Consider the following 25411-nt stretch of genomic DNA (forward strand, 5'->3'; position numbering starts at 1 on the left):
CTCCCTACTCGATCAGGTTCTCGCTCTTCAGCCAGTCGTAGGCGATATCGGCCGGGTCCTCGCCGTCGATATCGACGCGACCGTTGAGATCCCGCATCAGCTCGTTGGTGAGATGCCCGGAGATCGTACCGAGCAGCGCTCGCAGTTGCGGATAACGGGCGAGGACCTCCCCGCGCACGACCGCCGCGCCGCTGTAGGGCAGGAAGAATTTCCTGTCGTCGTCGAGAACGTTCAGGTTCAGATTCTCGACCCGGCCGTCGGTGGTGTAGATCATGCCGAAATTGCACGGCGCGCCCCGAGCGGTCGCCGTGTAGACCACTCCGGCGTCCATACGTGTGACATTTCCGGACGGAACGCCGTTCGGATCGTTGTACGGAATCCCGTACTTGCGCAGCATCGGAAGGAAACCATCGGAACGGCTGAAGAATTCGTCGTCCACACAGAAGGTCCGGTCACCGACCGGCAGCGCGGCCACCTCGGAGAGGGACCGTACCCCCAGCCGTTCGGCGGTCGGCGCCGAGGCACCGAAAGCGTAGGTGTTGTCGAAACCGGCCGGCGGTAACCACTCCAGATCGTGCTCCCGCTTCTCGATATCGTGGACCCGCTGCCAGAGCCGCACCGGATCCGAAACGGTCTCGGTCCGGTTGTGGTAGTTCACCCAGCCGGTACCGGTGTACTCCCAGAGCACATCCGCGTCGCCGTTGAGTTGCGCCTGCCGCGAGGACGCGGAGCCCGGGGCGCCGGTGAGGTCGGTGATATCGGCGCCTGCCGCCGCCAGATAGGTGGCGGTGATCTTGCCCAGCAGTACCCCTTCGGTGAAACTCTTCGAGGTAACGGTGAGCTTCGCGCCGTCCAACGGCTGTTCACCACCCGGCAGGATCGCGTCGTGGAACGTACCGGACGAACTCACCAGACCACATCCGGTGAACACCGATATCGCCACGACGAGAACGGAGAGCACAGCGGCCGGCCGGGCTCGTGACGCTCTCATGAGATACCTCGCGGGGTCGCGGCCGATTCGACGAGCCTGCCCAGCCAGTCGACCGTCAGCGCCAGGAGCGCGACCAGGACCGCACCGGAGACGAGCAGGGTGGGTAGAAAGAGAGTGACACCGGTGGTGATCAGCGTGCCCAGGCTGGTGGCGCCGATGAACGTGCTCAGGGTGGCGGTACCGACCAGTACGACCAGGGCGGTCCGCACCCCGTTGAGAATCACCGGCACCGCCAGCGGAAGTTCCACCTGGAACAATGTCCGGGTACCGGAGTAGCCGATACCGCGCGCGGCCTCGATGGTGTGCCGGTCCACCCGGCGCAGTCCGACAATCGTGTTCTGCAGGATCGGCAGGACCGCGTAGACGACGAGACCGATGAGCGCCGTACGGAAACCGGTGCCCAGCCAGAAGGTGAACAGCACGAGCAGGCCGACCGCGGGCGCGGCCTGGCCGATATCGGCGATATCGACGGCGATCGGCTCGAACCGTTTCAGTGCGGGCCGGGTCAGCACGATACCCAGCGGAATGGCGACGGCCACCACGATCACCGCGGCCACCACGGTCAGCTTTATGTGTCCGAGGATGGTGGTCTGCAGATTCGCCCAGCTCAGGGCGGCTCGCTCGGTCGGGGTGAAGGTCGTCGACCGGTACCAGAGGACGTAGCCGGTACCGATGACGAGGATGACGAGCGGCTCGAACCAGACGTCGATCGGCAGGCGGCGCAGGCGAGCCATCACCGGCCGGCCGATCCGGTTCGCTCGTCGGCCGCCACCACCGGGGTGGGTGCCGGATCGGTGCCGTCGACGTAGGTCGCATACGAGACCTCCCGGCGCTCCTCGCGCACATCGGCGAGTTTGTTCCTGATCGATTCCGTCACCGAGTCGATACCGAGGGAACCGACGACCACGCCGCGGCCGTCGGTGACGAGTGTGGCGCCCTGACTGGTCGCCAGCATGGTGTCGAGCGCATCGTCGAGGGTCGACGATCGTGTGACGACCGGCAACCGCCGGTCGAGGAAATCGGACACCTCGGGTTTGGTGGCCAATTCGGTCAGCGTGGGCCACGACCGCGGCCGGCCGGCCGCGTCGACGACCACCACCCCGGTGTGTCCGGCGGCCCGTGCGCGCTCGATCACCTGCCGCGCCGGTTCCCCGACCCGGGCGGTGACCACATCGTCGCAGGCTACATCGCGCACCCGCGACACGGCCAGATACGCCAGTTTCGCACCGGATCCGGCGAATTCCTCCACGAACGGCGTGGCCGGGGCGGTGAGGATTTCCTCCGGGGGCGCGTACTGCTCGACGTGCCCGCCCTCGGACAGGATGAGCACCTTGTCACCGAGTTTGGTGGCCTCCGCGAAATCGTGGGTGACGATCACGATGGTCTTACCCAATTCCCGCTGGATACCGAGCAGACTGTCCTGCAGCCGTGCCCGGGTGATCGGGTCGACCGCGCCGAACGGCTCGTCCATGAGCAGGACCGGCGGATCGGCGGCGAGGGCGCGGGCGACACCGACCCGCTGCTGCTGGCCCCCGGACAGGTTCTTCGGCAGCCGGCCGGCGAATTCGGCAGGATCGAGACCGACCAGATCGAGTAGGTATTCGGTGCGCTCGGCGATCCGTTTCCTGTCCCAGCCGAGCACTCGTGGGACGGCACCCACATTCTTGGCGACGGTCCAGTGCGGGAACAGGCCGCCCGACTGGATGACATAACCGATCGACTGCCGCAACGTGTCGGGGTTCTCCCGGGTGACATCGCGGCCTCCGATGAAGATGCGGCCCTCGGTCGGTTCGATCAGCCGGTTGATCATTTTCAGTGTGGTGGTCTTACCGCAACCGGACGGACCGACGAACGCCACGATCTCGCCCGCCCCGATCGCGAGATCGAGACGCTCGACAGCGGGTTTCTCCTGGCCCCGATAGCGTTTGACCACCGAGTCCAAGTGGATGGAGGCACCGGTTACCGCGCGCTGCGGGATGGGCGCGGACCGGTCGGCCACGTCATCATCGGTCATCACAGTCCCTTCGCGATCGTGAGGCGCCCGAGCAGCCCGAGAAGAGCGTCGAACACCAGCGCGATGACGACGATGAGAAGAGTTCCGGTCAAGGTCGTTTCGAGGGCGTTCGCGCCCCCGAGTCGCGAAAGGCCGTTGAAGATCAGCGATCCGAGGCCGGGCCCCAGGACATAGGCGACGATGGCGGCGACCCCGACGATCATCTGGGTCGATACCCGGATACCGGTGAGGATCACCGGCCAGGCGATCGGCAGTTCGACGGTCAGCAGGATGCGCCGGCGCGACAAACCGATACCCCGCGCGGATTCGATGAGCGAGGCCGGTACCGACCACAGGCCCACGAGGGCGTTGCCGATCACCGGCAGCGCCGCCAGGAACGCCAGCATGAGGAACGACGGGAGCACACCCAATCCGAACGGGACCAGCAGCAGGGCCAGCAGCGCCAGGGAGGGGACCGTCAGCGCCACCCGGCTCGAGGTGAGCGCCAAGGCGGACAGCAGCGGCAACCGGTACACCGCCACCGCGATGAGGACCGCCACGATCGTACCCACCAGGACCGTTTGGAACGCGAGGGAGGCATGTTGGTATGTGAGGAACGCCAGACTATCTTCCCGCCCTCGGATATAACTCCACAAATTCACGGTTTCCCCTCGTCGACCGAATACCAGCCGATTTCCGCCGGTGAGTGCGTCCCGGATACGCGAGTCGTCGAAGCCTAATCGATTCCGCGCTTTCCGATCCGGACGGCGCGCGACGGATGGCCGGTGGGAACACGCGCACGCAGGCCCGTTCCGGCACTACCTGCGGCGGAACACCTTCGAGACGACCGGGCCGGAATTCGGCTCACGGTGAGCCGGATTCCGGCCCGGCGCCGCGCCACTGCCCGGACACCGCGCGGACCGCCCGGACAAGAGAACCCGGAGCCGGTAGAGCACCACGGCGACCGCGCCGCGACGGCACGATGCCGTAGCCGATTTCGAGCACCCCCGCACTCGGCGGCCAGAACAGACCGATCGAACCGACCACCAGGCCGGTGTCTCGTTCCAGCACGAGCCGGTGGCCGAAATCGTCCAGCCATTCGGGTCGCGCCGTCAGAGCTTCGGCGATCTCCCGGTCACCGGGGGCGGGGAAGTCCGCCGCCCAATGCGGCTGGGGGCACCGGCGCGTACGGCGGCGAGATCACCCGCCATCCATCCGCGCGATATCAATCGTTTCGTGGGGATTTCGGCAGGGGTCGCCAGAGATGTGGCAGACAAGGTTTCTCCAGAGAGTGGGAGGACGAACCGGTTACGCGCAGGCGAACCGGATGAGGGCAGGACGAATCGAGCCGGGGCGGGCCATATTCATCGACCTCATCGTCATCCGCACGTATCGACTCGCGGTATCCGTGCGCACGTCTCCCGGCAAACCGACCAGCGGGGACGAGTCCGGAACCGGTACGTGGTACCTCCGGCGCGGCGGACGGTACGCCTCACCGGGCCGATTGCAACACCAGGGTCGCGACGACGGGCGCCAGGTAGAGCAGCGGGAAAACGGCGGTCCGATAGGAGCGGACGCGGAGCGCGGTCGCGACCGCACCGAGAAAATAGAGGATCAGCCCGATCGCCGCGGCGATGCCCACGAGAGGGACGGCGAAGCCGGCGAGCAACCCGAGCGCTCCGGCGGATTTGGCCAGTGCCAATGGGTTCCACCACGAACGCGGTACCCCGTAGTGCTGGAGGGGTTCGACGACGAACTGCTGCTTCGAGAACAGCGAATAGCCCGAGAACCCCACCCAGAGGGCGGTCAGGACGGCGACGACGTAGTACGCGATGTTCATGGGAACCGTTTCTCTCGTAGGGTGTTCGCGAATGGACACCTGAGAGACGAAACGGGCAGGCGGCGTGTGACATCGCCGCGGAACTCCACCACATACCTCTCGGACCCGCCGTGTCCCCGCGGAGCTCACCGCACCGTCGGCCCGGCCGCCCGCCGGACCCGGCAGATCACCGAGCCGAGGGAGCGGATTCCGTGCCCGCACCGCGCATCCGGCGGGCGACCCGATCTCGTTCGTCGAGGATGGCGCGGCGACGAAGGCCCATGGCCGCGGCGGGCGATTCGCCCGCGACGATCGCGCGGTACACGGCCTCGACGTCCTCGATACCTTCGCGGGCTCCGACGCCGGCCGCCGGGGTGATGGCGTGGTCGGCGTCACCGACCAGCACCACGGGCAGCCGGGGCTCCGCCGCCGCGCGCAGCGGGACGTTGCGGGCATTGGACACGTGCACCGAGCCCGTCGCGGCGACCAGGCGCCCGGCCAGCTCCCGCACCGGAGCGGGTGTCGCCGCCACCACGGTATCGGCCCACCGGCCGGCGGGCAGGATTCCGGTCTCCACATCCGGGAGCGGTTCCCGGGCGATACGCAGGAACCACAGCGCCGCGGTGGCACCGGGGCGCCAGATATGCCCGAAAGTGGTCTCCGGCCGGCCGCCGGAACCGGACTCGGCGTGAAAGTGCAGGACGAACGGATCGCTGGCACATTCCACCGGTCGCTCCGTCATGCCGTACACCACGATATCCCCCGCGTACTCCGTGGTTCGCCCCGGCTCGATACCCGCTCGCGCCACCGAATCGATACCGTCGGCGCCGATGACCGGATCACGGGTGGTGATCGAGCGGCCACCGGCCCGAATGATGGTGTCCGCGCCGTCGACCACCACCTCCGTAACCGGAATCCCATAGGTGATCTCGGCTCCCGCGTCACGGGCGAACCGGCCCAGCACGTCCATGAGATCGCTACGCAGCCAGAACCGGTGTCCCTCGCTGGGACGCCCCCGCGTGACCCCGTCGCCGGGGGTGTAGCGCAACGCGTGGAGCGGATACGACGCCGCATGCAACTCCCGCTCCGGCACCCCGAGCGCGACGAGTCCGCGGTGCCCGCGACCGTCCAGGATGAGAAACGCCCCACCGTCCCCGCCGCTGCGCTGCTCGTGAACCGCGACCGGCCGTCCGGCCGCGGCCAGCGCACCGGCCAGGACGGTTCCGGCGATACCACTTCCGAGGACCGTGATCATCGGCACTCCTTCCGGCGAGGTATCGGCCAGGGTAACGGGGATCGGCGCCGCGGAGTGTAACCCGTTGTGCCCGGCGCGTTCCGGTGCGATACGCCCTCGGCACACCGAATGCCGAGGTCGCGAACTACTCGCCCGTAGCGTCGCGGTTCCCTATCCTCCTCGGACGACAACGGAGTCGGCAGCATGTATCCGCAACCACGAACAGATCGGCACCCATGTGAACGCCACGACCACCGACCCTCTGCCCGGCCCCGCGGTAACCGGTACTCGCGCCGAGGCGGTCCACCGTTTTCTCGTGAAACCCGCGGACGCGGGGATCGCGGGTGCGGTCGACGGCGGCCGGCTCCTCGCCTGGATCGATAAGGTCGCCTACGCCGCGGCGGCCCAGTGGAGCGGACACTATTGCGTGACGGCCTATGTCGGCAATATCCACCTCGACCGGCCGATCGCCGTCGGTGAACTGGTCGAGTTGCACGCGAATCTCGTGTATACGGGCCGGACCAGCATGCATATCCTCGTCAGTGTCTATTCCACCGATCCCACGCGGCAGAAACCGGTACAGACGGCCCAGTGCCTGACGATTTTCGTGGCGATCGATGAGCAGCGACGCGCCGTGCCGATTCCGCAGTGGGAACCGACCACGATTCTCGAACTCGGCCGGCACCGGCAGGCGCGGGCCAGGATCTCGCTGCGGAAACGGATCGAGGCGGCCATGGCCGCACAGAAGTACACCGCTGCCGGGACCGCACCGAGCGCCACCCTGCGGTTCCTGGCCGCACCCTCGGATATCAACTGGGGCGGCAAGGTTCACGGTGGGCGCATCATGGGATGGATCGAGGACGCCGCCTATGTGTGCGGCGCCGATTGGGCCGGGCAACACGTCATCACGTCCTATTTCGGCGGGATCCGTTTCTACCGGCCGATCGTCATCGGTCATATCGTCGAGGTCACCGCGCGACTGATCCATACCGGACCGCGCAGTATGCATCTCAGCGTGCATGTGACCTCGACGGACACGGTTTCCGATGCACCCACGCTCGCGGCCCACGGGCTCGCCGTCGTCGTCGCCGTGGACCACGACGGGAAAGCGCGGGCCGTCCGGCAGTGGACACCGGTGTCCGAGGAGGACCGTGCCCTCGAAGCCCACGCCCGGCATCTCGTCGAACTGCGCGCGGCGGCCGAACCGTTCACCTCGGCGAGCGATATCCCCGCCGACGCCGAACCGAATTACTTCCGCGCTCCGCTCCCCAGCTGATCCGGTCCGCCCGGTCGATACCGGTGCCCGGCACGCCGAGGCCCGCCACCCCCGGAACAAAGGCCAGCCGAGAGCGATTGGCCCTGTACACGGGATTCGGGGCCCGGCATGCTCGCGGCATGCTCCGACGTCTCATCGCACTGTTCACCGGCCTGTGGTTGTACGGCTTCTCGATGGCCGTGATGATCCGTGCCGCGGTGGGCCTGGGCCCGTGGGACGTCTTCCATCAGGGCGTGACCCGGCATGTGCCGTTGGGCTTCGGCACCGTGACCGCGCTGACGGGGGCAGTGGTGCTGCTGGCCTGGATTCCGTTGCGCCAGCGCCCCGGTGTGGGAACCGTGAGCAATGTGGTGATGATCGGGATATCGGTCGATATGGGGCTGTGGCTGCTGCCGCACTGGCAATCGCTACCGGTGCGGCTGGGTGCGATGGCACTCGCCGTGGTCCTCAATGCCCTGGCGAGTGTGCTGTACATCGGGGCCGGACTGGGGCCGGGGCCGCGGGACGGATTGATGACCGGCTTGGTACACCGGACCGGTTGGTCCATCCGCCTGGTGCGGACCGCGATCGAGGTGTCGGTACTGGCCACGGGCTGGCTGCTCGGCGGCGGTGTCGGTATCGGCACCGTGGTCTACGCGGTCTGTATCGGGCCGCTGATCCAGATGATGATCCCACTGGTCGCCGGTAGGCTACCCGGTTTCCACCCTCCGCACGCGGAGGACCCGGTCCCCGCCCGGACCGCCGGACCACTTCCCTCGGCACCCGGATGCGCGGACGACCCGCCCGGCTCGTCCACACCCGCCGGATGACCCTCGATCCGGCCGGAACTCCGCATCACCACCCCGACCGGTGTCCGATCGGCCTGCCCGCGACGGGCACACCGGCACCCGTCACCAGCACTGGGCGCGACTCCTCACCCCACGCTCCGCGTCCGGGATCCCGCTCGGAGCGGACACACAGATGGGCCTACCTCGTCGTGGCGCCGCCTCAGGCGCCCTGCAGCCGGATCTCGGTGTTCAGTTCGGCGGCCTGAACGGTGAGCGCGTCTTCGGTAGGGTCGGTCCCCACCCGATCCGTCAAGGCGGTGCGAGTGATGAGGGCCAAGCCCTCGTTCGCGACGTCGGCGCCCGTGGCGACGCCGATCCGGCCCCCGGTGAGCACCAGCGTGGCCTGCGCGTCCTCCGTTCCGAGCAGACGGCGCAGATCACCAGGGGTGACTTCGGTATGCGGCGACGGTGCCCCGTCCGCGGCCTTCGGCGAGCTCCCGGGAGTGCGGTTGTCGGCATTCATGGTGCCGGGTTGCCCCGCTCGTGCGGAGAGAAACCTCCGCACAGATGTTCCCGGCCCGTATCCCGCGGCACCCCCGATCGTTCACCGGTCCGGGTGATACGGCGGTTCGCCGAGACCGGCCGCGGGGGGATTCTGATTCTGATGAGTCGGGTGACCGAGCCGGATACGGGGATGTTCCGGGGCCAGCGGGCCGCTGCGCCCGGTCCGGCCGGCCCGCATCGCCGCCGCGAGCTCCGCACAGGCGGCCGCGGCATCCCGGCGCGGTGTCCAGCCGAGTTCGCGGGCGGCTTTGCTCGCGTCGAGGAGGCAGGCACGATCCGCCAGCTCGAGCCAGGCGGGGTGTAGCGGCAGCAGACCCAGCCGCCAGCTCGTCCAGGCCCCGGCGACCAGGGCGGACCGGGGTACAGGAGCCCGGAAGCCGCCGAACGCGGACGCCAGTGCCCCCGAAGACAGGACGGGGTCGGCGGCGAGGTTGAAGGCGCCCGCTGCCCGGCGTTCGAGGATCGAACAGAGGGCAGCGGCGACATCGTCGGCATGAACCAATTGCAGGCGCAGGTTCCTCCACAGCGGCACGGGTGTCCACGACCGGCCGATCAGTGGTCGTGGTAACCAGGGACCGAACAGCCAATCGCTCACCTCGGCGGCCGCGTCGGCCTGCGCGATCGCGCACGGCCGGATCCGTGCGACCCGTATCCGCGGCTGTCGGCGCTCGAACGCATCGAGCCGGGACTCGAGCGCGGCCTTGCCCCGGCTGTAGGCGCTCGTGGGGAGCCCGGCCCGTTCCTGCTGCTCGTCGACCCGGGTCCAGCGCTCGGCAGGGGTGTACGCGGCCGCCGAGGACGCGCACACCACCTGCGCCACCTCCGCGTCCGCCGCGGCGCGCAGGACATTCGCGCTGCCGACGGTGTTCGTCCGGATCATCGGCGGGTCCGTCCGGTGCGGATGAATCGCCCACGCCAGATGAACCACGGCATCCGCGCCGGCGAAAGCGGCTTCCAATGCGGCTTCCGCCCCGGGCTCCCCGATATCGCATTCGATCCACCGGGCACGGGAGTACGGTTCGGCCGCCGGTGGTCGCCGGCGGGTGACACCGACGACTTCCCGGTCCGGACCGCACAGGGTGCGCAGTAGCGCCGTTCCCACATTTCCGCTGGCACCCGTAACGACTACCTTCATCCGCCGGACCTCCGATGACCCGTGTCTGTCAGGAGAACGCGTTCGCGACGAAACCGGCACCGCCCGGCGGGCTCTCCAGATGGACGACCTTCGTCATCGTCATCTCGTCCAGGAGTTCCGGACCGTAACCGAAGCCGTTCCCGGAGCGGCCCCGGGGCTGAGCGGCTCCGCCCGGCGCGCCACCGAATACGGCGTTCACTTTCACCGTCCCGACCGGCAGCCTCCGCCAGGCCTCCTGGGCGTGGGCCATGGAGCCGGTGAGCACGGTGGCCGCGAGACCGTGGTCGTCGGCACCGGCCTCGGCCAGGCCCGCGGTGAAATCCGCCACTACCCGGACCGGGGCGACGGGCCCGAAGGTCTCCTCCCGCATCACCCGCATATCCGGCAGGCATTCGGCGAGCACGGTGGCCGGGTAGATCGCACGGTCGCTGTCGGGTATCAGCCCGCCCACCAGAGCGCGCGCTCCGCGGGTCACCGCGTCCACGACCTGGTCGTGCACGTGTGCGCGCTGCCGGGTGTCGACGAGCGGTTGCGGCTCGGTGTTCCACTGCCGGGCCCGGTCGCACAGCGCCGCGACGAACGGATCGGCGATCCGTTCGTGTACATAGATACGTTCCACCGACGTACAGATCTGCCCGGCATTGCTGAACGCGCCGACCGCGGCCTGTTCGGCCGCCCACTCCGGATCGACATCCGCGTCGATCACCAGGGGATCGTTACCCCCGTTCTCCAGGAGCACCTCGGCGCCGGTGCGGGCCGCGGCGGCGGCGATCCGCCGCCCGGTATCGCTACCACCGACGTGGCAGATCAGGTCCACCTGGGCCGAGGCGCTCAGCAAGGCGCCGACATCGCCGCCACCGGGCAGCGTGCGCAGAACGGAGTCGGGAAGGCAACCGGCGATCAGCTCCCCCAGCAGCATGCCCGTGCGCGGGCAGCGTTCGCTCGGTTTGTGCAGGACGGTGTTCCCGGTGACCAGCGCGGCACCGAGCAGACCACAGGCTATCGCCACGGGATCGTTCCAGGGTGTGAGCGCGAGTACGACACCGCGCGGTTCGGGGATCATGAAATCGGTCGCGCCGTAGTGACCGTGCAAGGCGCGGCCCCGGTGCACCGGCCCCAGCTCGGCGTACTGGTCCAGGGTGGCCGCCCCGGCCAGCGCGCCCGCGCGCCCGGACGCGCTCGGCCGGCCCGTCTCGCGCTCCAGTAGGGCTGCCAGTTCGTCGGATCGCGCCCGGACACCGGCCGCGGCTTCGTGTAACCGCGCGCCCCGCTCCACCGCCGAGGTGACCGCCCAGTCCGGCTGCGCGGTCCGCACCGCCCGCAGTGTCTCCTCGATATCCGTCACATCGGCCGTCAGCGGCACGCGCGGGCCGCCGGGGAGGTCCTGGCTTTCGCTCGGTAGCTCGGCTGTGTGCGTCATGCCGCGGGGATACCCGCTGCGGAATCGAGAAACCTCTGCCGCTGTTTTCGCGCGGTGCGCTGCGGGTACCGCGAACGAACCAGCGTCGGAGGAGGTTGTGTGATGCCGAACGGGCCGAGGGGCGAAACGAGCGGTGGTCCTTATGATCCCGATGAGGATCCCGACGCCGATCCGGGGATGCTCCGGCCGCAACGCCGGACCCCGCAACCGGATCAGGCCGAGGGCGCGGACGAGGACGGGGAGGGAGACGAGGACGGCGCCGGCTCCTGAACATCCGTGTCGCCCGCGGCGGGGCCGGAAAATGTGCGCCGAGCGGCGGCATGATTCCCGTGGACCCGGGTAGACGCCGCGTATGACTTCGACACGCCCCCTCGCTCTGGTCACCGGCGCGTCCAGCGGGATAGGCCTGGAACTCGCCGCCGAATTCGCCGGCCACGGCTACGACGTGGTGATGGCCGCCGAGGACGCGGCCATCGAGGAGGCAGCCGAGCAGGTACGCCGTCCCGGCGTGGAGGTCCGCGCCGTGCAGGTGGATCTACGCACTCCCGAGGGCGTGGAACGGTTGTATTCGGCCGCTACGGAGGACGAACGCCCTCTCGACGCGGTGGCATTGAATGCCGGGGTGGGCCGCGGCGGTGATTTCGCGGAGACCGATCTGGACGATGAACTCGATATCATCGCGCTCAATGTGCGTTCGACCGTGCATCTCGCCAAACTGGCACTGGGCGATATGGTCCGGCGCGATACCGGGGGGCTGCTGTTCACCTCGTCGGTGGCGTCGATGATGCCGGGTACCGGGCAGGCCGTGTACCACGCCTCGAAATCGTTCGTGCAATCCTTCGCCGAGGCGTTGCGCGCGGAGGTACGCGATACCGGGGTGACGGTCACGGCGTTGATGCCGGGACCGACGGATACCGATTTCTTCCGCCGGGCCGGACTGCTCGAGACCCCGATCGGCCGGGGCCCGAAGGAGGATCCGGCGCGAGTGGCGCGTCAGGGTGTCGAAGCCCTGCTCCAGGACAAGCAGAAGGTAGTGGGCGGATCCCTCGGCAGCCGGGCGATGGCCACCGTGGCCCATGTGCTGCCGGATTCCGTGAAGGCCACCGCGAGCCGGGTGATGTCGGCCGCGCTCCCCCACCGGTCCTGAGCGTGCCGGCAGCTGTCGCGACTCCCCCGTGCGATGCGGGGTCGTCGTACCACCGCGCGCGCCACGTACCGCTACGGTGTGCCGCGCAGAGTGTCGTTGTCGAGCCGCAGACGGTCGTTGTCGGCGTGCAGATCGGCATTGGCATCCTCGAGGTCGAGGATCCGGCCGATGCCCGCGAGGTTGACGCCGGAGGCCACGAGGTCGGTTATCCGCCGCAGACGGGCGAGATCGTTCCCGCTGTAGCGGCGAGTGCCGCCGTCGCTACGAGCCGGAGTGAGCAGACCGTGGCGTTCGTAGAGCCGCAGCGTCTGCACGCCGATGCCCGCGAGGCCCGCGGCAACCGAAATCCCGTACACCGCCTGATCGGGATCGGGCAGATGCTGCCCGCGGCCGCGCTCCTGATCCATGCACTCCTCATTCCTTTTCGCCGTTATTCAGCTTTCCTACTCTATCAAGTTGCACTCACCGATTGTCGGTGCTATAAGAAATCTATGTCAATCGACGCAGGTTATCTACCTCGAATGTTGTGAATGGAGTGAGTCGGAAGTGGTCATCACATTGATGCGCACCGAGGCGTTTCCTGATCTCGACCGATCGGCACCGCCGGTCTTCCCCACCACCACCCGGCACGCCGGAGAACCCCGGAGCCGCGGCCGGACCGTTCGCGCTCGTGCCCGAGCCGCCGGGAATCGATGACACAGAACCTGCTTCCACGGTCGGACGATTCACCCGGACGAAGGGACCGGAACCTGACCATCCGGGCAATGCCCCGGCGAACGACCCGCTCGTCGCCGCCGAGTACCCGTCCACCGAGGCACCTATTGGAGAAGAACCTGAACATGGCCGTTGCCGAGATACCGACAGCAGCGACGCGAGAACGTGGCGAATCCGCCCCGGCCGAAACCGCGGTGGTATGGCCGGACCCGAGTCCCCTCAACGATTGGTGGCACCAGATCATGCACCACACCCGGAAAGCCGGTGCGCGGTGAACACGTCGATGCCCTCCCCGGTGAACAGCGAACGCGGTGAAGAACGCCCCGGGCCCGCGCACACCAGTGCGTCGTGGCGGTGCGGCCGAGTCATCTGGTTCGACGCCCAGAAAGGCTTCGGCTACATCGAACCCGACGACGATATAGCTCCGGTCTTCGTGGAATATCGCAGTATCGAGGCGGACGGCTACAAAACCCTCTTCGCCGACCAGCGTGTCGAATTCACCACCGTACGGCGCGCCGGCGGAGCCGAGGCCGTCACCGTCCGCCTCTCGACCGACCGCCCGGTCGAACATCTCGCACAGTGATTTCGTGCCCGGCTCATCGCGGAGTGAGGATGATCAGCTCGCGCGGCATGCGCCGCCCGGCCGCGGCACCGGTTCCCTGGCCGGCTGTTGCCGGGCAGGGCAATGAACGGATCCTGTCCCCCTCGCCCCTGTCCCCGATACTGCTGTCGAGGAAGGCCGCCGCGTTCACCACGAAACCTTCCAGGCCGGGCAGGACTCCCGCCGCTGAGCTGTCCCGCCGACCGCGCCGGACCCGGCCGATCCTTTCCCGAACGCGGCGTCTCGGCAAGACGTCGGTGGGCCGGGGCGAGAGCACGCCCCGGCCCCGGCGGAGTCGGATTTCAGGAAATGGCCTGGCTGACCGCGTTCGGCCCGTCGAAGGTGCGATCCGGAAGGTCCTCGAGAGCGTGGATGACCTCCGCACCGGCTCCGTTGTGCCGGGCAGTGGCGACCAAGCCGTCGCGATCACAGGGGTAGTCGATACCGGAGAGATACTTTTGTACCTGGATCGGGCTGATCTGGCTCATATGTACTCCCTTCTCGAAGATGTGGTGGTGCACGCGGTACGAACCGGCTATACGCGATCGACCAGCGACCGGTGACCGGCCCGCTCCGCGCAATGGGCGCAGCAGAAGATCTGCTCGGCGGCTTCCACACCGTGTCCGAGAACACGGCAACCGCAGTGCGCGCAGACGGGCGCCAATTCGCTCGCGGCACATTCGACACTGTCGAATGTCCACGAGCGGCCGTCGCGAGTGACGGTGAACGCCTTGTCGTAGTCGTTGCCGCAGGTATCGCAGATCGCCATGATGATCAGCTCAACCGGCGAGCGAGCAGAGCCTTGGCCTGCTCGGCACCCTTACGGCTCTCCCCCTGCGCACGGCGGAAGAACTCGGCGAGCTCGGTATCACCGGCTCGTTCGGCGTCCTGGCTGTACACCTCCATACGCAGGGCATTGCTCAGCGAGGCCTCGGCGAACCAGAGAAGGTTGTAGTCCTTGTCCTTCGTGCCGGTGACCTGACCGGATTCCTGTTCGATTGCCATTCGTCCCCAACCTCCTGGGCGTTGTTGCCGGTGCCGGTGAAAACCGGCGACGGCGCGCTTGCCGTCACCGCTCGCCCTACCCCGCGACGAATCGGCCAAACGCGAACCGCCCGGGGTCGCGGCACCGGTTCCGGCCGCTTCCGCCGTACTTCCCGAGAGGAGCCGGCAGGGCATTCGCCGGTCCGGCCACCACGAATCCGCGGTGCAGGGCCCGCTGGCCGCAGCGGCGGGTCCCGGGTATATGTGCACATATGGCGGCGACGATGAACCGGGTCGTGCGAACGCCCCTGCTCTATTTCTTCATCCTCGGCGATGTACTGGGCGCGGGAGTGTACGTCCTGGTCGGCGAAATCGCGGCGGAATCGGGTGGCGCGGTGTGGGCGCCACTGCTCGCCGCTCTCGTACTCGCCTGCCTCACCGCCGGCTCGTATGCCGAACTGGCGACCCGTTTTCCGCGCGCGGGCGGATCCGCGCACTACCTCACGCTCGCACTCGGGCCGGCGGCGGGCAGTTTCGTCGGCTTCTGCATGCTCGCCGCGGGGGTGGTGTCCGTCGGCGCGCTCGCCCGGGGTTTCGCCTCCGATTATCTGGCCGCGCTGGTGACCCTGCCGACCGTGGTCGTGGTCGTGGCATTCCTGCTTATCCTGGCGCTACTCGATATGCGGGGCATCAAGGAATCACTCGGCGCGAACATACTCGCCACCGTGATCGAACTCGGCGGTCTGCTGCTGGTCGTCGGCCTCGGCGCCCGGGTACTCGTCCGCGGCGAAGGCGACCTGGGCCGTCTCACCGACCTGGGCACCGCCGAGCACGGTGCGGCCGGGGCCGTCCTCGCGGGTGCGGTCCTCGCCTTCTACTCGTTCGTCGGCTTCGAGACCTCGGTGAACCTCGCGGAGGAGGTCCGTGACCCGCACCGCACGTACCCACGCGCGCTGTTCGGCGCGCTGCTCACCGCGGGACTGGTATACGTGCTGATCGGCCTGGTCGCGGGCGCTGTCGTCCCCACCGAGATACTGGCGGGATCGAGCGGTCCGCTGCTCGAAGTGGTGCGGGCGGCCGGCGGTGTGCCGGAACGTGTATTCGCCGTGATCGCTCTGGTGGCCGTGGCCAACGGCGCTCTGTTGACCGGCATCATGGCCGCACGCCTCGCCTACGGGATGGCACGTGACGGTCTGCTCCCCGCCGCGCTGGGCCGGCTGCTGCCGCGACGCCGTACGCCCTGGGTCGCTATCGCGGTCACCACGGCGGTATCGCTGGCTCTCGCTCTCAGCAGCGAGGTGACAACGCTCGCCGAAACCCTTGTGCTGTTGCTTCTGGTGGTGTTCACCGCGGTCAACGCCGCGACCCTGATCCTGCGCCGGGAGCCCGCGACCACCGCCCACTTCCGGGTACCGACAGCGGTGCCCTGGCTCGGCCTGGCCTCCTGCCTGTTCCTGTTCACCCGTATCGATGGCGCGGTGTGGTCACGCGCGGCGATCCTCCTCGGTGCGGGTGCGCTGCTCGCCGGTGTCAACGCTCGCCGGCGTGGTGTGTCCGGGACCGCGTCTCCGGCCGGCCCGCGTCACGAACGAACTCTCACTCGAGGCACCGGTGACAACGCCTGACCTCTCGCTACCGGTCCGGGCCGTCAACGCCGGAAGATCCGCCGGGCCCATCCACGGATCCGCTCGGAACGAGATGGCGGATCGGGGATCTCGACGGTTTCCTCGACGGCCGACACCTGCGCGAACCGGGCCTGCAGTTGTTCTCGCACCTGGTCGGGAGTGTAGGCGCGACGGCGGCGCTCGGCCCGCACCACCACCACGCCGGTGGCCACCACACCGGCCGCACCCGCCAATCCCAGCACCTTCCACCACCTCATACACATAGGCTACGTCCATGGTGGGTGCGGAGATCGATCTCGACCGGGCGGTCGAGATCACCAGAACAGGTGACATCTGGCTTTTCCGTGGACATTCCACGGCCGACCGGATGATCCGGATGACGACGAACAGCCCGGTCAACCACGTCGGTATGTCCGTGGTGCTCGACGATCTCCCCGCCTTGATCTGGCATGCCGAACTGGGTCGTTCGCTGACGGATATGTGGTCCGGTACCGCCCACCGCGGCGCCCAGCTGCACAACCTGCGTGACGCGGTGGTGGTGTGGGCCGAGCGCTACGGCCAGCAGGCCTGGCTGCGCCAGCTCGAGCCGCCCGCCACGCGGGAGATGGAAGACGGTGTGCTGCGCACCGTCGCCCGGCTCGACGGTACTCCGTTCCCGTCCACCGCCGCACTGGCCGCGCGCTGGTTCCGCGGCCGGGTCCGGCTACCACGCCGGCGCCCCCGCCGCCCCGATACCCGGCGGGTGGAGAACGCCTACTGCGCGGAGATCGTGGCCGCTACCTATCAGGCGATGGGGCTGTTGCCGGAGAACCGCAGCCCCGACTGGTACGACCCGGGCCGCTTCTGGAGCGGTGATCGCCTGCGGCTCACCGGTGGTCACACCCTCGGCGGCGAGATCGCGGTCGTGGTGTAGTGGGACCGCCCGCCTTCGCACGATAGGCCCGGACGGTTCCGGCGCGGTGCGGGTACCGCGCCGGAACGTCATCCCGGGCGGGCCTCGTGACCGGCACGGCCGTGGGTCCGCCGAGCTTCTTTCATCTCGGCTTCGTAGACGTGGCGGCGGCCCTGGAGCAGTTCGTCCCGGACGTCACATTCGATACCGCGGAACACTTCGTAGTACCCGTCGTCGTACTCCTCGACGATCTGGAAGGTCCACCGTCCCGGAAGCACGTTGCGGCCGACCAGCTCGGTGGTGATCCGCTCGGCGATACGGTGATGGCCCGCCTCCCGTAACAGCTGCGCGGCCTGCTCCAGCGCGAAATCGGCGCCACCGGTCAGCTGGTGAAAGGTGTACAGATGACCGCGAGCGCGTTCGGTCATCTCCCACGCCTCCGACAGCTTTCCCACGGCCTCGACCGTGGCGTCGTCGGCCCCCGGCGGGCGGCGATGACGCTGCGCGGGCCCCTCGCCGGTATCGCTCACGGACGGAACACCGCCCGGATACAGCCCTGCTCTTTGGATTTGAACAGTTCGTACCCCTGCACCGCTTCCTCCAGTGGCAGATCGTGGGTGATCAGATACGAAGGGTCGAGGTCCCCCTGCTGGATGTAGTCGAACATCCGCGGCATGTACCGCTGACCGTGCTGCTGTGCGGTGCGGATCGTGAGGCTCTTGTTCGTGACCACGCCCATCGGGAACTTGTCGGTGAGCCCGTAGATACCCAGCACGGAGACGACACCGCCTTTGCGGCAGGCGATCAGGGCCTCCCGCAACGGCGTGGCCCGGTCGGTTTCCAGCCGCAACAGTTGTTTGGCGCGATCGTAGAGCTGCTGCAGGCCCGTCCCGTGAGCTTCCATACCGACCGCGTCGATACATCCGTCGGGACCCCGGCCCCCGGTGATCTCACGAAGTACTTCCGGCACGCTGTCCACTTCCGTGTAGTCGATCGTCACCGCGTCGAATCGCTCCTGCGCCAAGGCCAGCCGTTCGGGGAAACGATCGATCACGACGACCCGGTCGGCACCGAGCAACCGAGCCGAATGCGCCGCCATCAGGCCCACCCCGCCGCTCCCCCAGACCGCGACGGTATCGCCGGGGGAGATATCGCAGAAGTCCGCGCCCATGAGGCCGGTGGGTACCGCGTCGGAGCAGAACAGCGCTTGTTCGTCGGTGATCTCTTCGGGGACGGTGAAGCAGTTGACGTCACCGAAGGGGACGCGGATGTAGTGCGCGTGCGATCCCTGATAGCCGCCGAAAGGGTGGGTGTACCCGTAGATACCCCCGGTGGGATACCCGAAGACCTGCTGCTGCAGCGCGGCATTCGGGTTGGTGGTGTCACAGACCGAGTACAGGTCGTTCTCGCAGTACCAGCACGAGCCGCAGCCGATGAACGACGGCACGACGACGCGGTCGCCCACTCGGGTGGACCGCACCTCGGCACCCACTTCGACGACCTCACCCATGAATTCGTGGCCGAATACGTCGCCGGCGCGCATCCCGGGTAGATACCCGTCGATGAAATGCAGATCCGACCCGCAGGTGGTGGTCAACTTCACGCGCACGATGACATCGTGCGGGTTCACCAGAACAGGATCGGGGACGGTTTCCACCGAGAGATCATTGGCACCGTTCCAGCAGAGTGCGCGCATTACGCCTCCTCGGTGGTCGCACGGCTGCGGGCGCTGGGGTTGTGCTCGAGTGTGGGCGCTTCTCCTGTCTGCAGCAGGGCGCGCGCCCGATACAGAGCGGTGAAGAGCCCCGCATCGGTGAGCTTGTCCGGCAGCGGCGCCGCGGCCGAGATACGGACCTCGGTACCGAGGTCGTGTGGCGCAGCGGCGAAACCGATCCGGATCCGCACGGCGTCGTCCTCGGCCGCGTCGACGAACCGCATACCGTTCTCCTCCGGTACGACGACGGTTTCCCACCGGACGACCTCGGCGCCCTCGGGCCCCACCGCCCACTCGTAACGATCGGCGCCGGTGGAGCGCACGTCGGCGATACCGTGGAAAACCCGGGACAGGTTCTCCGGCTCATACCAGAACTGTTCCACCACCGCGCGCGGACGGCGCACTGTCACTGTCTGGGCGCTACCGTGGTGCGCCGAACCCACCGCCTTACCGGCCAGGGCGGTGAGCTGTTTCGCCTTCTCGAGATAGTCCACGGGCATTCCCTTCGAAAGACGGTTCCCTCACAGGTAGGGCTTGTTCCGGCTCCGAGAACGTGACCGGCCTACCCGCTGGGTAGCGGGACAAACCGGCCGTTGCGGGCGCTGCGCATATCGGGATGGCAATGGGGTAGCACGTGCACGTATTCGCCGCCGACCATCGAACAGTGGAGGACAGATGACGAATTTCGAGGCATCTTATCCGTCGCAGCCCGCAGTGCCCGGCCGGGCATCGGCCGCCGCCGACGGTGGCACCCGTATCGCCTCCTTCGACAACTATCCGCAAGCGCAGCAGCTCGTGGATCGCATGTCCGACGCCGGATTCCCGGTCGAGCACGTCCGCATCATCGGTGACGGATTGCGAACGGTGGAGCAGGTCACCGGCCGGTTGACGAAGGCCCGGGCGGCGCTGGCCGGCGCGGCCAGCGGCGCCTGGCTGGGTCTGCTGATCGGGTTGCTGTTCGGGTTGTTCACCAGCGGTCCCGTCGCGTGGATCTGGGTGCTCGTCTCGACCGTGCTCATCGGTGCCCTCTGGGGCGCGATCTTCGGTTTCGCCGCGCACTGGTCCACTCGGGGCACGCGGGACTTCTCCAGCGTGCAGAAGCTGCAGGCGCAACGCTACGACATCTATGTCACGGCCGAACACGCCGCCGAGGCGGCGCGTTACGTCACGGGCTGACCTCGCAGGTCGCGGGGCGGCCCGCGGCGGCGGCCGGCCGATCGGTGACCGCCGCGCGCAGACGCCCGGCGAAGGTCTCGTATCCGGTGAAGAAATCGGCGGGGGCCGCCGTCACGGTGAATTCGCTGTCGAGGAAGGCGAGCGCACTCAGGATCCACGGCCAGGCGTCGAGCCATACGGTGACAGTGGTGTGCTGATCGTCGTCGGCGGCGATATCGGCGTGCTGATGGATCAGCGCGTCCGCTACCCGCTCCGGCGGTAGCGCGATACGCAGTTCGACGCGCTGCTTGCCGACCGTGAGACCGCGCCGCAGGTAGTCCAGTGCCGAATCGGCGGGTAGCGAACGCGGCGGGTAATGCGCGCCGGTACGCAGCAGCTCGGTCATCCGGTCCAGCCGGAACACCCGCCAGTCGGCGCGCCCGGTATCCCAGGCCAGCAGATACCAGCGCAGATGTTGATGGACCTGCCGATAGGGGTGAACGCGGCGCGTCTTCGAATCACCGTGGCCGCCGCGATAGGTGAAGGTGACGACCTCCCGGTGCGCGATGGCCGCGCCCAGGGTCGCGAGACGTTCGGGCGGCACACCCGGCGCACGCTGGTAACCCGTTTCCAGGCTGGCGCGAATCGCCGCGGCCCGGGGCCGGAGCCGGGCGGGCAGGAACTGGTCGATTTTGCCGTAGGCGCGGGTCGCGGCATCGTCGAGACCACCTTCGGTGGCGGGGCCGGTGGCCCCGAGAGCCGCCAGGCCGAGCAGGGTGGCGATCGCCTCGTCGTCATCGAGGAGCAACGGCGGCAGCGTGCGGCCGGCCCGCAGCTGGTAGTAGCCGCCGGGACCGGGCCGGGTCTGCACGGGGTAGCCGTAACCGCGTAAGCGTTCCACGTCCCGGCGCAGGGTGCGCGGGCTGATACCGAGCCGGCGGGCCAGCTCGTCGCCGGAATAGGCGCGGCCGGTCTGCAACGTGGACAACAGCGACAGCATTCGTTCGGTCACATCCGCCACACACCGTATTCTTCCGCGAATCGCGGTCGGAAAGCGACCGCATCTCCTCCTAGCGTCGGGGTCATGGACACCAGCAGCATCACCATCCGCGGCGCGCGGACGCACAATCTGGCCGAGCTGGATCTCGATATCCCCCGTCACCGGCTGATCGTTTTCGTGGGCCGGTCCGGCTCCGGTAAATCGTCGCTGGTGTTCGATACCGTGGCGGCGGAAGCCGGCTATCAGCTCAACGAGATCTATCCGCCGTTCGTGCGCAACCGGCTACCGAAATGGGCTCGACCGGAGGTAGACCATATCGCCGGGATGTCACCGGTGGTGGTGATCGATCAGCGGCGCCTCGGCGGCAACGCCCGGTCGACGGTCGGCACCATCACCGATACCTGGACCTATCTGCGTCTGCTGTACTCCCGGATCGGCGAGCCCTGGATCGGCGAGTCGAACCACTTCTCCTTCAACGAACCGGCGGGTATGTGCCCTACCTGTTCGGGCCTGGGTGAGGTGGTGGTGAGCGCGACCGAACGGTTCCTCGACCTCGACAGATCCCTCGCCGACGGGGCGATCCTGCTGCCCGGGTTCGGCAACGGCGGTTACTGGTACGCCCGATACGCGGATATCGGCGTCTTCGATCCCGAGACCCCGCTACGGGAGTGGAGCGAGACCGAACGCTCGGCGCTGCTGTACGGAGGCGCGGCGGCGGCACGGCTCGGGCGGCGCGCACCCAAGGATTACGAGGGCATCGTCGAACGGTTCGAGCGGATCTATCTCCGTACCTCCGACAACCTCTCCGACCGCAAACAGGAGACGATCCGCCGGTTCACTCGTTCCGCGTGCTGTCCCGAATGCGAGGGCGACCGGCTGAACAAAGAATCCCGCTCGGTCACCGTGCTCGGCCGGACCATCGGGGAAATGTCCCGGATGGAGGTCTCCGAACTCGCCGGCCTCATCGCGACCATCGAGAGTCCCCGGGTCGCGCCGGTAGTCGAGGCATTGCGCGCCCGGCTGGACGCCATGATCACCATCGGACTCGGCTACCTCACTCTCGGCCGCGCCACCACCACCCTCTCCGGTGGTGAGTCCCAGCGCGTCAAAACGGTGAAACATCTGGGGTCCAGCTTGATCGAGATGACATACGTGGTCGACGAACCCACCGTCGGCCTGCACCCCACCGATGTGGTGTCGATGACCCGCCTGCTCGCCCGTTTACGCGACAGCGGTAACAGCGTCCTGGTCGTCGAGCACGATCCGGCCGTGATGGCCTGTGCCGATCAGATCGTGGAACTCGGCCCCGGAGCCGGCGCGGACGGTGGGCGGCTGGTTTTCCAGGGCACTTTCGCCGAACTGCGCGCGGCCGATACGCCGACAGCCCGCGCGCTGGCCCGGCAGCACCCGGCGCACCGGAAACCGCGCACCGCCACCGGCGAACTTCCCGTGCGGAATGCGCGGCGCAACAATTTGCGCGGCATCACGGTGAACTTCCCCACGGGGGTCCTGACCGTGCTCACCGGGGTGGCGGGATCCGGTAAATCGAGCCTGGCGGCCGAATTCGCCGCCCGGCACGAAGCGATAGTCGTCGACCAGAAACCGGTGAGCGTCAATCGGCGCTCCACTCCCCTCACCTACACGGGTATCGCTCCCGCGATCCGCAAGCTCTTCGCCCGGCAGCACGGGGTGCCCGCGGCGCTGTTCAGCGCCAACTCCGAGGGTGGCTGCCCCGAATGCGGCGGGCTCGGTGTCGTGTACACCGATCTGGCGTTCCTGGACGGACAGGAGGTGGTGTGCGACAGCTGCCGGGGGCGACGGTTCACACCCGAGGTGCTCGCCTACACCGTGGACGGGGCCAGTATCGCCGATATCGACGATTTCACCGTCGCCGAGGCGGTCGAGCGGCTGGCCGAGCCGGCGATCACGCGGGCTCTGGAGCGCCTTGTGGAGGTCGGGCTGGGGTATCTGCGGCTCGGCGAACCGTTGAGCAGGCTGTCCGGGGGCGAATGCCAGCGGCTCGGGATCGCCAAGGAGCTGCGAGAGGCGCAGCGGCCCGCCGTGTATCTCCTCGACGAGCCGACCACGGGTTTGCATCCGGCCGATATCGATACGCTGCTGCGGGTGCTCGACTCGCTGGTGGACCGCGGCCACACCGTCGTCGTCATCGAGCACAACCTGGAAGTGATCCGCCACGCGGACTGGTTGATCGATCTCGGACCCGGGCCCGGCAGGCACGGTGGAACGGTGCTTTTCGAAGGGCCGGTGGCCGACTACACCGATCGGGACACCCCCACCTCGCGGGCCCTCGCCCTCCCCTGAACTCTGTCTTCGGGTATATCCCCGAGCCACATCGCGGACCGTTGCGGCAGCGGAGCCGCTCCGGTTCCCGGAACCTCGTATCAGGGGCCTGCCGGGTGCTCCGGGAGGAGCGGCCCGAGCGGGCCGAGGTCGATATTGAGGTCCTCGGGCGTCAGGCCGAAGTGGTCACGTAGTTCCTCCATACGCTGTTCGAGCAACATCAACGTGGTTCCGATGCGCTCGATCTGTTCCTCGCTGAGATCGCCTTCGTCCACCCGGCGCAGCGCCTGGCGTTCCATCAGCTGCCGGAGCAGCTCCACCAGGGTGAGTACGAGGGTGACCAGCCCGCGTTCCACCGATTCGGGATCGGTGTCGATCCGCGGTGGGATACCGCCGAAATCGGTCATCGGGGCAGCTCCGGTACGCCGTCGGACCCGGAATCGCGGGTGGACGCCGAAAGCGTGCTGATCGAGGAGATCAGCGCGCGCAAGGAGATCTGGACCAGATCGACATCAGCGATGGCCAGCTTGATATCCCCGGAAACGACCACCCCGCCGGCCAGGACCCGGTCCAGCAGATCGACGAGTGCGATACGGCGTTCGCCGTCGGCGGAGCTCACGCCGGCTCGCGTTCCACGCCCGCGAAGGAGTAGGGGGGCCACGGGCCGGTCAATTCGAGCCGGATACCCGGGAACTCGTGCCCGAGCGCGTCCACGGCCGCGGCGAAATCACCGGCCCGGTCGTCGTCCACCAGATAGGTGCCGTTGAGCACCATCCAGTCGGTGCGACCGCTCAGCGCGGGGTCCGTGGTCGCCTGCCGGCGGCCGGCCGCAGCCCGGCGGACCAGGCGCGCGTGGATCGTCTCGGCACGCTGCGCCGCGTCGCGTTCCACTGTCTCCTGCGCGGACAGTTGTGCCCGGCGCCGCGCCAGATACGCCGCGCCCGCGCCCCGCGCGCTGCTGTCACCGGCCCCGGCTTCGGCCACCGCCGCCATGAGGGCGGCGCGGTCGCCGTAGGCCTTCACGCCCCATTCGGTGCGACCGCGCACCAGGACCAGAGCGGCGTCGAAATCCGCTCGCCGTTCGTCGAGCAGTTCGCGCACCCGGTCGTCGTCGAGGAAGACGGTGGCCAGGCGCATCGGGACGGTGGGGCCGCGGCGCACCGCGGCCGATACGACAGCGTCGTGCGCCCGGGCCGTCGCGGCCAGCCAGTCCAGATCTTCGAGATGCGCCCGCAACGGTTGCTCACCGAAGACCTCGAGCGGTACCGAACCCGCGACCGCCGCCAGCGGCCCCGAGACGATGAGACGCACCGGCTCCCCTGCCACTCCGGTGATCTCGTCGAACTCCGGCGCGGCGACCGTGGCGGCGGTCACGGCATACAACCAGGTCCCCCTGTCCTCAGTCACGACCACGCGCCTCCTTCGGTGCGCGGCGTCCCTCGAGTGCGGTGCGGCGCTCGCTCGCTGCCTCCAATTCGGCGATCCGATTCCGCAATTCGCGGTTCTCGAGTTCGAGGTCGCGTTCCTTGCCCTCGACACCCCGGGCTCTGCTGTTGAGCCAGGGGTCGCTCTCCCACCAGTCGATACCCACCGCTTTGGCCGTCTCCAAGGACGCGACGACCAGCCGCAGTTTGATGGTCAGCAGTTCGATATCGAGCAGGTTCACCTGGATATCCCCGGCGATCACCAGGCCCTTGTCGAGGACTCGTTCGAGGATATCGGCCAGATTGGTCGACTGGTGCCCGCCACCGTAGGGTTCCGGTGCGTACGAGCCGCCACCCACGACCGTCATCGCCGGTTTCCTCCGCCGATATCGGTGCTCCCGCGGGCATAGCGCCTGGTTCTGCGGTAGGCCAGCAGATTCCCGTCGGCGTCGAGCTCCACTTCGTAGAGCGCGAGCATATCCGCCGAGGAGGGAATACGGCGGTCCTCGAGCACCTCGATCTCCACCAGCCATCCGTCCTCGAGGGGCTCCATCGAGGTGACCCCCTCCACCGCTTTCGAGGTCAGTTCCACCAGATGCTCGACCGCCGCCGTCGCGACCTCCACGGCGGTGCGGGGAGGTGTCCCACCCGATTC

Annotated in this window: 33 protein-coding genes; 9 read left to right on the forward strand and 24 right to left on the reverse strand. The window is 68.2% G+C overall.

Annotation, left to right across the window (positions count from 1 at the left end; all coding sequences use genetic code 11):
- Positions 1-4 precede the first annotated feature (4 nt).
- The 7 genes from ACYR7D_RS22985 to ACYR7D_RS23015 form a co-directional block, all read right to left on the reverse strand.
- Positions 5-991 (reverse strand): glycine betaine ABC transporter substrate-binding protein, encoded by a 987-nt coding sequence (locus ACYR7D_RS22985; RefSeq protein ID WP_459546600.1) that lies wholly within the window; start codon positions 989-991, stop codon positions 5-7.
- Positions 988-1725 (reverse strand): ABC transporter permease, encoded by a 738-nt coding sequence (locus tag ACYR7D_RS22990; protein WP_459550255.1) that lies wholly within the window; start codon positions 1723-1725, stop codon positions 988-990. The genes ACYR7D_RS22985 and ACYR7D_RS22990 overlap by 4 nt, the downstream gene beginning before the upstream one ends.
- Positions 1725-3005 (reverse strand): ATP-binding cassette domain-containing protein, encoded by a 1281-nt coding sequence (locus ACYR7D_RS22995; RefSeq protein WP_459546601.1) that lies wholly within the window; start codon positions 3003-3005, stop codon positions 1725-1727. Before ACYR7D_RS22995 ends, ACYR7D_RS22990 begins: the two co-directional genes overlap by 1 nt.
- A complete protein-coding gene (locus tag ACYR7D_RS23000; RefSeq protein WP_459546602.1) occupies positions 3005-3646 on the reverse strand; it encodes an ABC transporter permease in 642 nt (213 codons plus the stop codon). Before ACYR7D_RS23000 ends, ACYR7D_RS22995 begins: the two co-directional genes overlap by 1 nt.
- Positions 3647-3848: 202 nt before the next feature.
- Complete coding sequence (locus tag ACYR7D_RS23005; RefSeq protein ID WP_459546603.1) at positions 3849-4055, reverse strand: hypothetical protein; 207 nt, start codon at positions 4053-4055, stop codon at positions 3849-3851.
- A 421-nt stretch (positions 4056-4476) separates the two neighbouring features.
- On the reverse strand, positions 4477-4824 hold the full coding sequence (locus tag ACYR7D_RS23010) for a DoxX family protein (RefSeq protein WP_459546604.1): 348 nt from the start codon (positions 4822-4824) through the stop codon (positions 4477-4479).
- A 166-nt stretch (positions 4825-4990) separates the two neighbouring features.
- Positions 4991-6058 carry a flavin-dependent monooxygenase gene (locus tag ACYR7D_RS23015; protein WP_459546605.1) on the reverse strand — a complete coding sequence of 356 codons (1068 nt, stop codon included), beginning with the start codon at positions 6056-6058 and terminating at the stop codon, positions 4991-4993.
- A gap of 217 nt (positions 6059-6275) precedes the next feature.
- On the opposite strand from ACYR7D_RS23015, the gene ACYR7D_RS23020 reads away from it, so the two are divergent.
- Together ACYR7D_RS23020 and yczE are read left to right on the forward strand one after the other, a co-directional pair.
- Entirely contained in the window at positions 6276-7313 is a 1038-nt protein-coding gene (locus ACYR7D_RS23020; protein ID WP_459546606.1) for an acyl-CoA thioesterase, read from the forward strand.
- Positions 7314-7432: 119 nt separating this feature from the next.
- Positions 7433-8122, forward strand: a complete 690-nt coding sequence (gene yczE, locus ACYR7D_RS23025) for a membrane protein YczE (protein WP_459546607.1) — start codon at positions 7433-7435, stop codon at positions 8120-8122.
- 178 nt (positions 8123-8300) lie between these two features.
- On the opposite strand, the gene ACYR7D_RS23030 is transcribed toward yczE, so the two are convergent.
- The 3 genes from ACYR7D_RS23030 to ACYR7D_RS23040 all read right to left on the reverse strand — a co-directional run bounded on the left by ACYR7D_RS23030 (position 8301) and on the right by ACYR7D_RS23040 (position 11199).
- The gene (locus ACYR7D_RS23030) at positions 8301-8603 is read right to left on the reverse strand and encodes a hypothetical protein (protein ID WP_459546608.1); all 303 of its coding nucleotides are present in this window, start codon (positions 8601-8603) and stop codon (positions 8301-8303) included.
- 81 nt (positions 8604-8684) lie between these two features.
- The gene (locus ACYR7D_RS23035; RefSeq protein WP_459546609.1) at positions 8685-9779 is read right to left on the reverse strand and encodes an NAD-dependent epimerase/dehydratase family protein; all 1095 of its coding nucleotides are present in this window, start codon (positions 9777-9779) and stop codon (positions 8685-8687) included.
- 28 nt (positions 9780-9807) lie between these two features.
- Positions 9808-11199, reverse strand: a complete 1392-nt coding sequence (locus ACYR7D_RS23040; protein ID WP_459546610.1) for an aldehyde dehydrogenase family protein — start codon at positions 11197-11199, stop codon at positions 9808-9810.
- Positions 11200-11301: 102 nt separating this feature from the next.
- On the opposite strand from ACYR7D_RS23040, the gene ACYR7D_RS23045 reads away from it, so the two are divergent.
- Together ACYR7D_RS23045 and ACYR7D_RS23050 are read left to right on the forward strand one after the other, a co-directional pair.
- A complete protein-coding gene (locus ACYR7D_RS23045) occupies positions 11302-11469 on the forward strand; it encodes a hypothetical protein (protein WP_459546611.1) in 168 nt (55 codons plus the stop codon).
- 82 nt (positions 11470-11551) lie between these two features.
- Entirely contained in the window at positions 11552-12346 is a 795-nt protein-coding gene (locus ACYR7D_RS23050; RefSeq protein ID WP_459546612.1) for an SDR family NAD(P)-dependent oxidoreductase, read from the forward strand.
- A 71-nt stretch (positions 12347-12417) separates the two neighbouring features.
- Here ACYR7D_RS23050 and ACYR7D_RS23055 read toward each other — a convergent pair whose 3' ends face one another.
- Positions 12418-12753: a MerR family transcriptional regulator gene (locus tag ACYR7D_RS23055; RefSeq protein WP_459546613.1), complete on the reverse strand. Its 336-nt coding sequence runs from the start codon at positions 12751-12753 to the stop codon at positions 12418-12420.
- A 578-nt stretch (positions 12754-13331) separates the two neighbouring features.
- Between ACYR7D_RS23055 and ACYR7D_RS23060 the strand changes: the two genes are divergently transcribed.
- Positions 13332-13643: a cold-shock protein gene (locus ACYR7D_RS23060; protein WP_459546614.1), complete on the forward strand. Its 312-nt coding sequence runs from the start codon at positions 13332-13334 to the stop codon at positions 13641-13643.
- A gap of 320 nt (positions 13644-13963) precedes the next feature.
- On the opposite strand, the gene ACYR7D_RS23065 is transcribed toward ACYR7D_RS23060, so the two are convergent.
- The 3 genes from ACYR7D_RS23065 to ACYR7D_RS23075 are packed head-to-tail and all read right to left on the reverse strand — an operon-like array spanning position 13964 to position 14666.
- Positions 13964-14149 carry a DUF2795 domain-containing protein gene (locus ACYR7D_RS23065; RefSeq protein ID WP_459546615.1) on the reverse strand — a complete coding sequence of 62 codons (186 nt, stop codon included), beginning with the start codon at positions 14147-14149 and terminating at the stop codon, positions 13964-13966.
- Positions 14150-14196: 47 nt separating this feature from the next.
- Positions 14197-14430 (reverse strand): hypothetical protein, encoded by a 234-nt coding sequence (locus ACYR7D_RS23070; protein WP_459546616.1) that lies wholly within the window; start codon positions 14428-14430, stop codon positions 14197-14199.
- 5 nt (positions 14431-14435) lie between these two features.
- The gene (locus ACYR7D_RS23075) at positions 14436-14666 is read right to left on the reverse strand and encodes a hypothetical protein (protein WP_459546617.1); all 231 of its coding nucleotides are present in this window, start codon (positions 14664-14666) and stop codon (positions 14436-14438) included.
- A 251-nt stretch (positions 14667-14917) separates the two neighbouring features.
- On the opposite strand from ACYR7D_RS23075, the gene ACYR7D_RS23080 reads away from it, so the two are divergent.
- A complete protein-coding gene (locus ACYR7D_RS23080) occupies positions 14918-16270 on the forward strand; it encodes an APC family permease (protein WP_459546618.1) in 1353 nt (450 codons plus the stop codon).
- 23 nt (positions 16271-16293) lie between these two features.
- Here the strand turns inward: ACYR7D_RS23080 and ACYR7D_RS23085 are convergent, their stop codons facing one another.
- Complete coding sequence (locus ACYR7D_RS23085) at positions 16294-16527, reverse strand: hypothetical protein (protein ID WP_459546619.1); 234 nt, start codon at positions 16525-16527, stop codon at positions 16294-16296.
- Between the two features lie 17 nt (positions 16528-16544).
- Here ACYR7D_RS23085 and ACYR7D_RS23090 point away from each other — a divergent pair, with 17 nt between their 5' ends.
- Complete coding sequence (locus ACYR7D_RS23090) at positions 16545-17183, forward strand: hypothetical protein (protein ID WP_459546620.1); 639 nt, start codon at positions 16545-16547, stop codon at positions 17181-17183.
- A 68-nt stretch (positions 17184-17251) separates the two neighbouring features.
- Here ACYR7D_RS23090 and ACYR7D_RS23095 read toward each other — a convergent pair whose 3' ends face one another.
- The 3 genes from ACYR7D_RS23095 to ACYR7D_RS23105 are packed head-to-tail and all read right to left on the reverse strand — an operon-like array spanning position 17252 to position 19370.
- The gene (locus ACYR7D_RS23095) at positions 17252-17692 is read right to left on the reverse strand and encodes a hypothetical protein (RefSeq protein ID WP_459546621.1); all 441 of its coding nucleotides are present in this window, start codon (positions 17690-17692) and stop codon (positions 17252-17254) included.
- Complete coding sequence (locus ACYR7D_RS23100; RefSeq protein WP_459546622.1) at positions 17689-18858, reverse strand: zinc-dependent alcohol dehydrogenase; 1170 nt, start codon at positions 18856-18858, stop codon at positions 17689-17691. Before ACYR7D_RS23100 ends, ACYR7D_RS23095 begins: the two co-directional genes overlap by 4 nt.
- Positions 18858-19370, reverse strand: coding sequence for a hypothetical protein (locus ACYR7D_RS23105; protein ID WP_459546623.1), 513 nt, complete (start codon positions 19368-19370; stop codon positions 18858-18860). Before ACYR7D_RS23105 ends, ACYR7D_RS23100 begins: the two co-directional genes overlap by 1 nt.
- A gap of 181 nt (positions 19371-19551) precedes the next feature.
- On the opposite strand from ACYR7D_RS23105, the gene ACYR7D_RS23110 reads away from it, so the two are divergent.
- Positions 19552-20052 carry a YflT domain-containing protein gene (locus ACYR7D_RS23110; RefSeq protein WP_459546624.1) on the forward strand — a complete coding sequence of 167 codons (501 nt, stop codon included), beginning with the start codon at positions 19552-19554 and terminating at the stop codon, positions 20050-20052.
- On the opposite strand, the gene ACYR7D_RS23115 is transcribed toward ACYR7D_RS23110, so the two are convergent.
- Positions 20042-21052, reverse strand: a complete 1011-nt coding sequence (locus ACYR7D_RS23115) for a helix-turn-helix transcriptional regulator (protein WP_459546625.1) — start codon at positions 21050-21052, stop codon at positions 20042-20044. The two genes, ACYR7D_RS23110 and ACYR7D_RS23115, sit on opposite strands and share 11 nt — an antisense overlap.
- Positions 21053-21115: 63 nt before the next feature.
- Between ACYR7D_RS23115 and ACYR7D_RS23120 the strand changes: the two genes are divergently transcribed.
- Positions 21116-23353 carry an ATP-binding cassette domain-containing protein gene (locus tag ACYR7D_RS23120; protein ID WP_459546626.1) on the forward strand — a complete coding sequence of 746 codons (2238 nt, stop codon included), beginning with the start codon at positions 21116-21118 and terminating at the stop codon, positions 23351-23353.
- 80 nt (positions 23354-23433) lie between these two features.
- Here the strand turns inward: ACYR7D_RS23120 and ACYR7D_RS23125 are convergent, their stop codons facing one another.
- The 5 genes from ACYR7D_RS23125 to gvpO are packed head-to-tail and all read right to left on the reverse strand — an operon-like array spanning position 23434 to position 25381.
- Positions 23434-23739, reverse strand: coding sequence for a gas vesicle protein K (locus tag ACYR7D_RS23125; protein WP_459546627.1), 306 nt, complete (start codon positions 23737-23739; stop codon positions 23434-23436).
- Positions 23736-23951 carry a gas vesicle protein gene (locus tag ACYR7D_RS23130; RefSeq protein ID WP_459546628.1) on the reverse strand — a complete coding sequence of 72 codons (216 nt, stop codon included), beginning with the start codon at positions 23949-23951 and terminating at the stop codon, positions 23736-23738. The genes ACYR7D_RS23125 and ACYR7D_RS23130 overlap by 4 nt, the downstream gene beginning before the upstream one ends.
- The gene (locus ACYR7D_RS23135; protein WP_459546629.1) at positions 23948-24739 is read right to left on the reverse strand and encodes a GvpL/GvpF family gas vesicle protein; all 792 of its coding nucleotides are present in this window, start codon (positions 24737-24739) and stop codon (positions 23948-23950) included. Before ACYR7D_RS23135 ends, ACYR7D_RS23130 begins: the two co-directional genes overlap by 4 nt.
- Positions 24732-25124 carry a gas vesicle protein gene (locus tag ACYR7D_RS23140; protein ID WP_459546630.1) on the reverse strand — a complete coding sequence of 131 codons (393 nt, stop codon included), beginning with the start codon at positions 25122-25124 and terminating at the stop codon, positions 24732-24734. Before ACYR7D_RS23140 ends, ACYR7D_RS23135 begins: the two co-directional genes overlap by 8 nt.
- Positions 25121-25381 (reverse strand): gas vesicle protein GvpO, encoded by a 261-nt coding sequence (gene gvpO, locus ACYR7D_RS23145; RefSeq protein WP_459550256.1) that lies wholly within the window; start codon positions 25379-25381, stop codon positions 25121-25123. Before gvpO ends, ACYR7D_RS23140 begins: the two co-directional genes overlap by 4 nt.
- Positions 25382-25411: the final 30 nt, after the last annotated feature.

The sequence above is a fragment of the Nocardia sp. X0981 genome, from assembly GCF_977089955.1.

Bases quoted from the DNA above. Each gene is read 5' to 3' on its own strand.
- ACYR7D_RS22985 (WP_459546600.1), bottom strand. From the start codon at position 991: ATGAGAGCGTCACGAGCCCGGCCGGCCGCTGTGCTCTCCGTTCTCGTC.
- ACYR7D_RS22990 (WP_459550255.1), bottom strand. From the start codon at position 1,725: ATGGCTCGCCTGCGCCGCCTGCCGATCGACGTCTGGTTCGAGCCGCTC.
- ACYR7D_RS22995 (WP_459546601.1), bottom strand. From the start codon at position 3,005: ATGACCGATGATGACGTGGCCGACCGGTCCGCGCCCATCCCGCAGCGC.
- ACYR7D_RS23010 (WP_459546604.1), bottom strand. From the start codon at position 4,824: ATGAACATCGCGTACTACGTCGTCGCCGTCCTGACCGCCCTCTGGGTG.
- ACYR7D_RS23015 (WP_459546605.1), bottom strand. From the start codon at position 6,058: ATGATCACGGTCCTCGGAAGTGGTATCGCCGGAACCGTCCTGGCCGGT.
- yczE (WP_459546607.1), top strand. From the start codon at position 7,433: ATGCTCCGACGTCTCATCGCACTGTTCACCGGCCTGTGGTTGTACGGC.
- ACYR7D_RS23030 (WP_459546608.1), bottom strand. From the start codon at position 8,603: ATGAATGCCGACAACCGCACTCCCGGGAGCTCGCCGAAGGCCGCGGAC.
- ACYR7D_RS23035 (WP_459546609.1), bottom strand. From the start codon at position 9,779: ATGAAGGTAGTCGTTACGGGTGCCAGCGGAAATGTGGGAACGGCGCTA.
- ACYR7D_RS23040 (WP_459546610.1), bottom strand. From the start codon at position 11,199: ATGACGCACACAGCCGAGCTACCGAGCGAAAGCCAGGACCTCCCCGGC.
- ACYR7D_RS23045 (WP_459546611.1), top strand. From the start codon at position 11,302: ATGCCGAACGGGCCGAGGGGCGAAACGAGCGGTGGTCCTTATGATCCC.
- ACYR7D_RS23050 (WP_459546612.1), top strand. From the start codon at position 11,552: ATGACTTCGACACGCCCCCTCGCTCTGGTCACCGGCGCGTCCAGCGGG.
- ACYR7D_RS23055 (WP_459546613.1), bottom strand. From the start codon at position 12,753: ATGGATCAGGAGCGCGGCCGCGGGCAGCATCTGCCCGATCCCGATCAG.
- ACYR7D_RS23065 (WP_459546615.1), bottom strand. From the start codon at position 14,149: ATGAGCCAGATCAGCCCGATCCAGGTACAAAAGTATCTCTCCGGTATC.
- ACYR7D_RS23070 (WP_459546616.1), bottom strand. From the start codon at position 14,430: ATGGCGATCTGCGATACCTGCGGCAACGACTACGACAAGGCGTTCACC.
- ACYR7D_RS23075 (WP_459546617.1), bottom strand. From the start codon at position 14,666: ATGGCAATCGAACAGGAATCCGGTCAGGTCACCGGCACGAAGGACAAG.
- ACYR7D_RS23080 (WP_459546618.1), top strand. From the start codon at position 14,918: ATGGCGGCGACGATGAACCGGGTCGTGCGAACGCCCCTGCTCTATTTC.
- ACYR7D_RS23085 (WP_459546619.1), bottom strand. From the start codon at position 16,527: ATGAGGTGGTGGAAGGTGCTGGGATTGGCGGGTGCGGCCGGTGTGGTG.
- ACYR7D_RS23090 (WP_459546620.1), top strand. From the start codon at position 16,545: ATGGTGGGTGCGGAGATCGATCTCGACCGGGCGGTCGAGATCACCAGA.
- ACYR7D_RS23100 (WP_459546622.1), bottom strand. From the start codon at position 18,858: ATGCGCGCACTCTGCTGGAACGGTGCCAATGATCTCTCGGTGGAAACC.
- ACYR7D_RS23110 (WP_459546624.1), top strand. From the start codon at position 19,552: ATGACGAATTTCGAGGCATCTTATCCGTCGCAGCCCGCAGTGCCCGGC.
- ACYR7D_RS23120 (WP_459546626.1), top strand. From the start codon at position 21,116: ATGGACACCAGCAGCATCACCATCCGCGGCGCGCGGACGCACAATCTG.
- ACYR7D_RS23125 (WP_459546627.1), bottom strand. From the start codon at position 23,739: ATGACCGATTTCGGCGGTATCCCACCGCGGATCGACACCGATCCCGAA.
- ACYR7D_RS23140 (WP_459546630.1), bottom strand. From the start codon at position 25,124: ATGACGGTCGTGGGTGGCGGCTCGTACGCACCGGAACCCTACGGTGGC.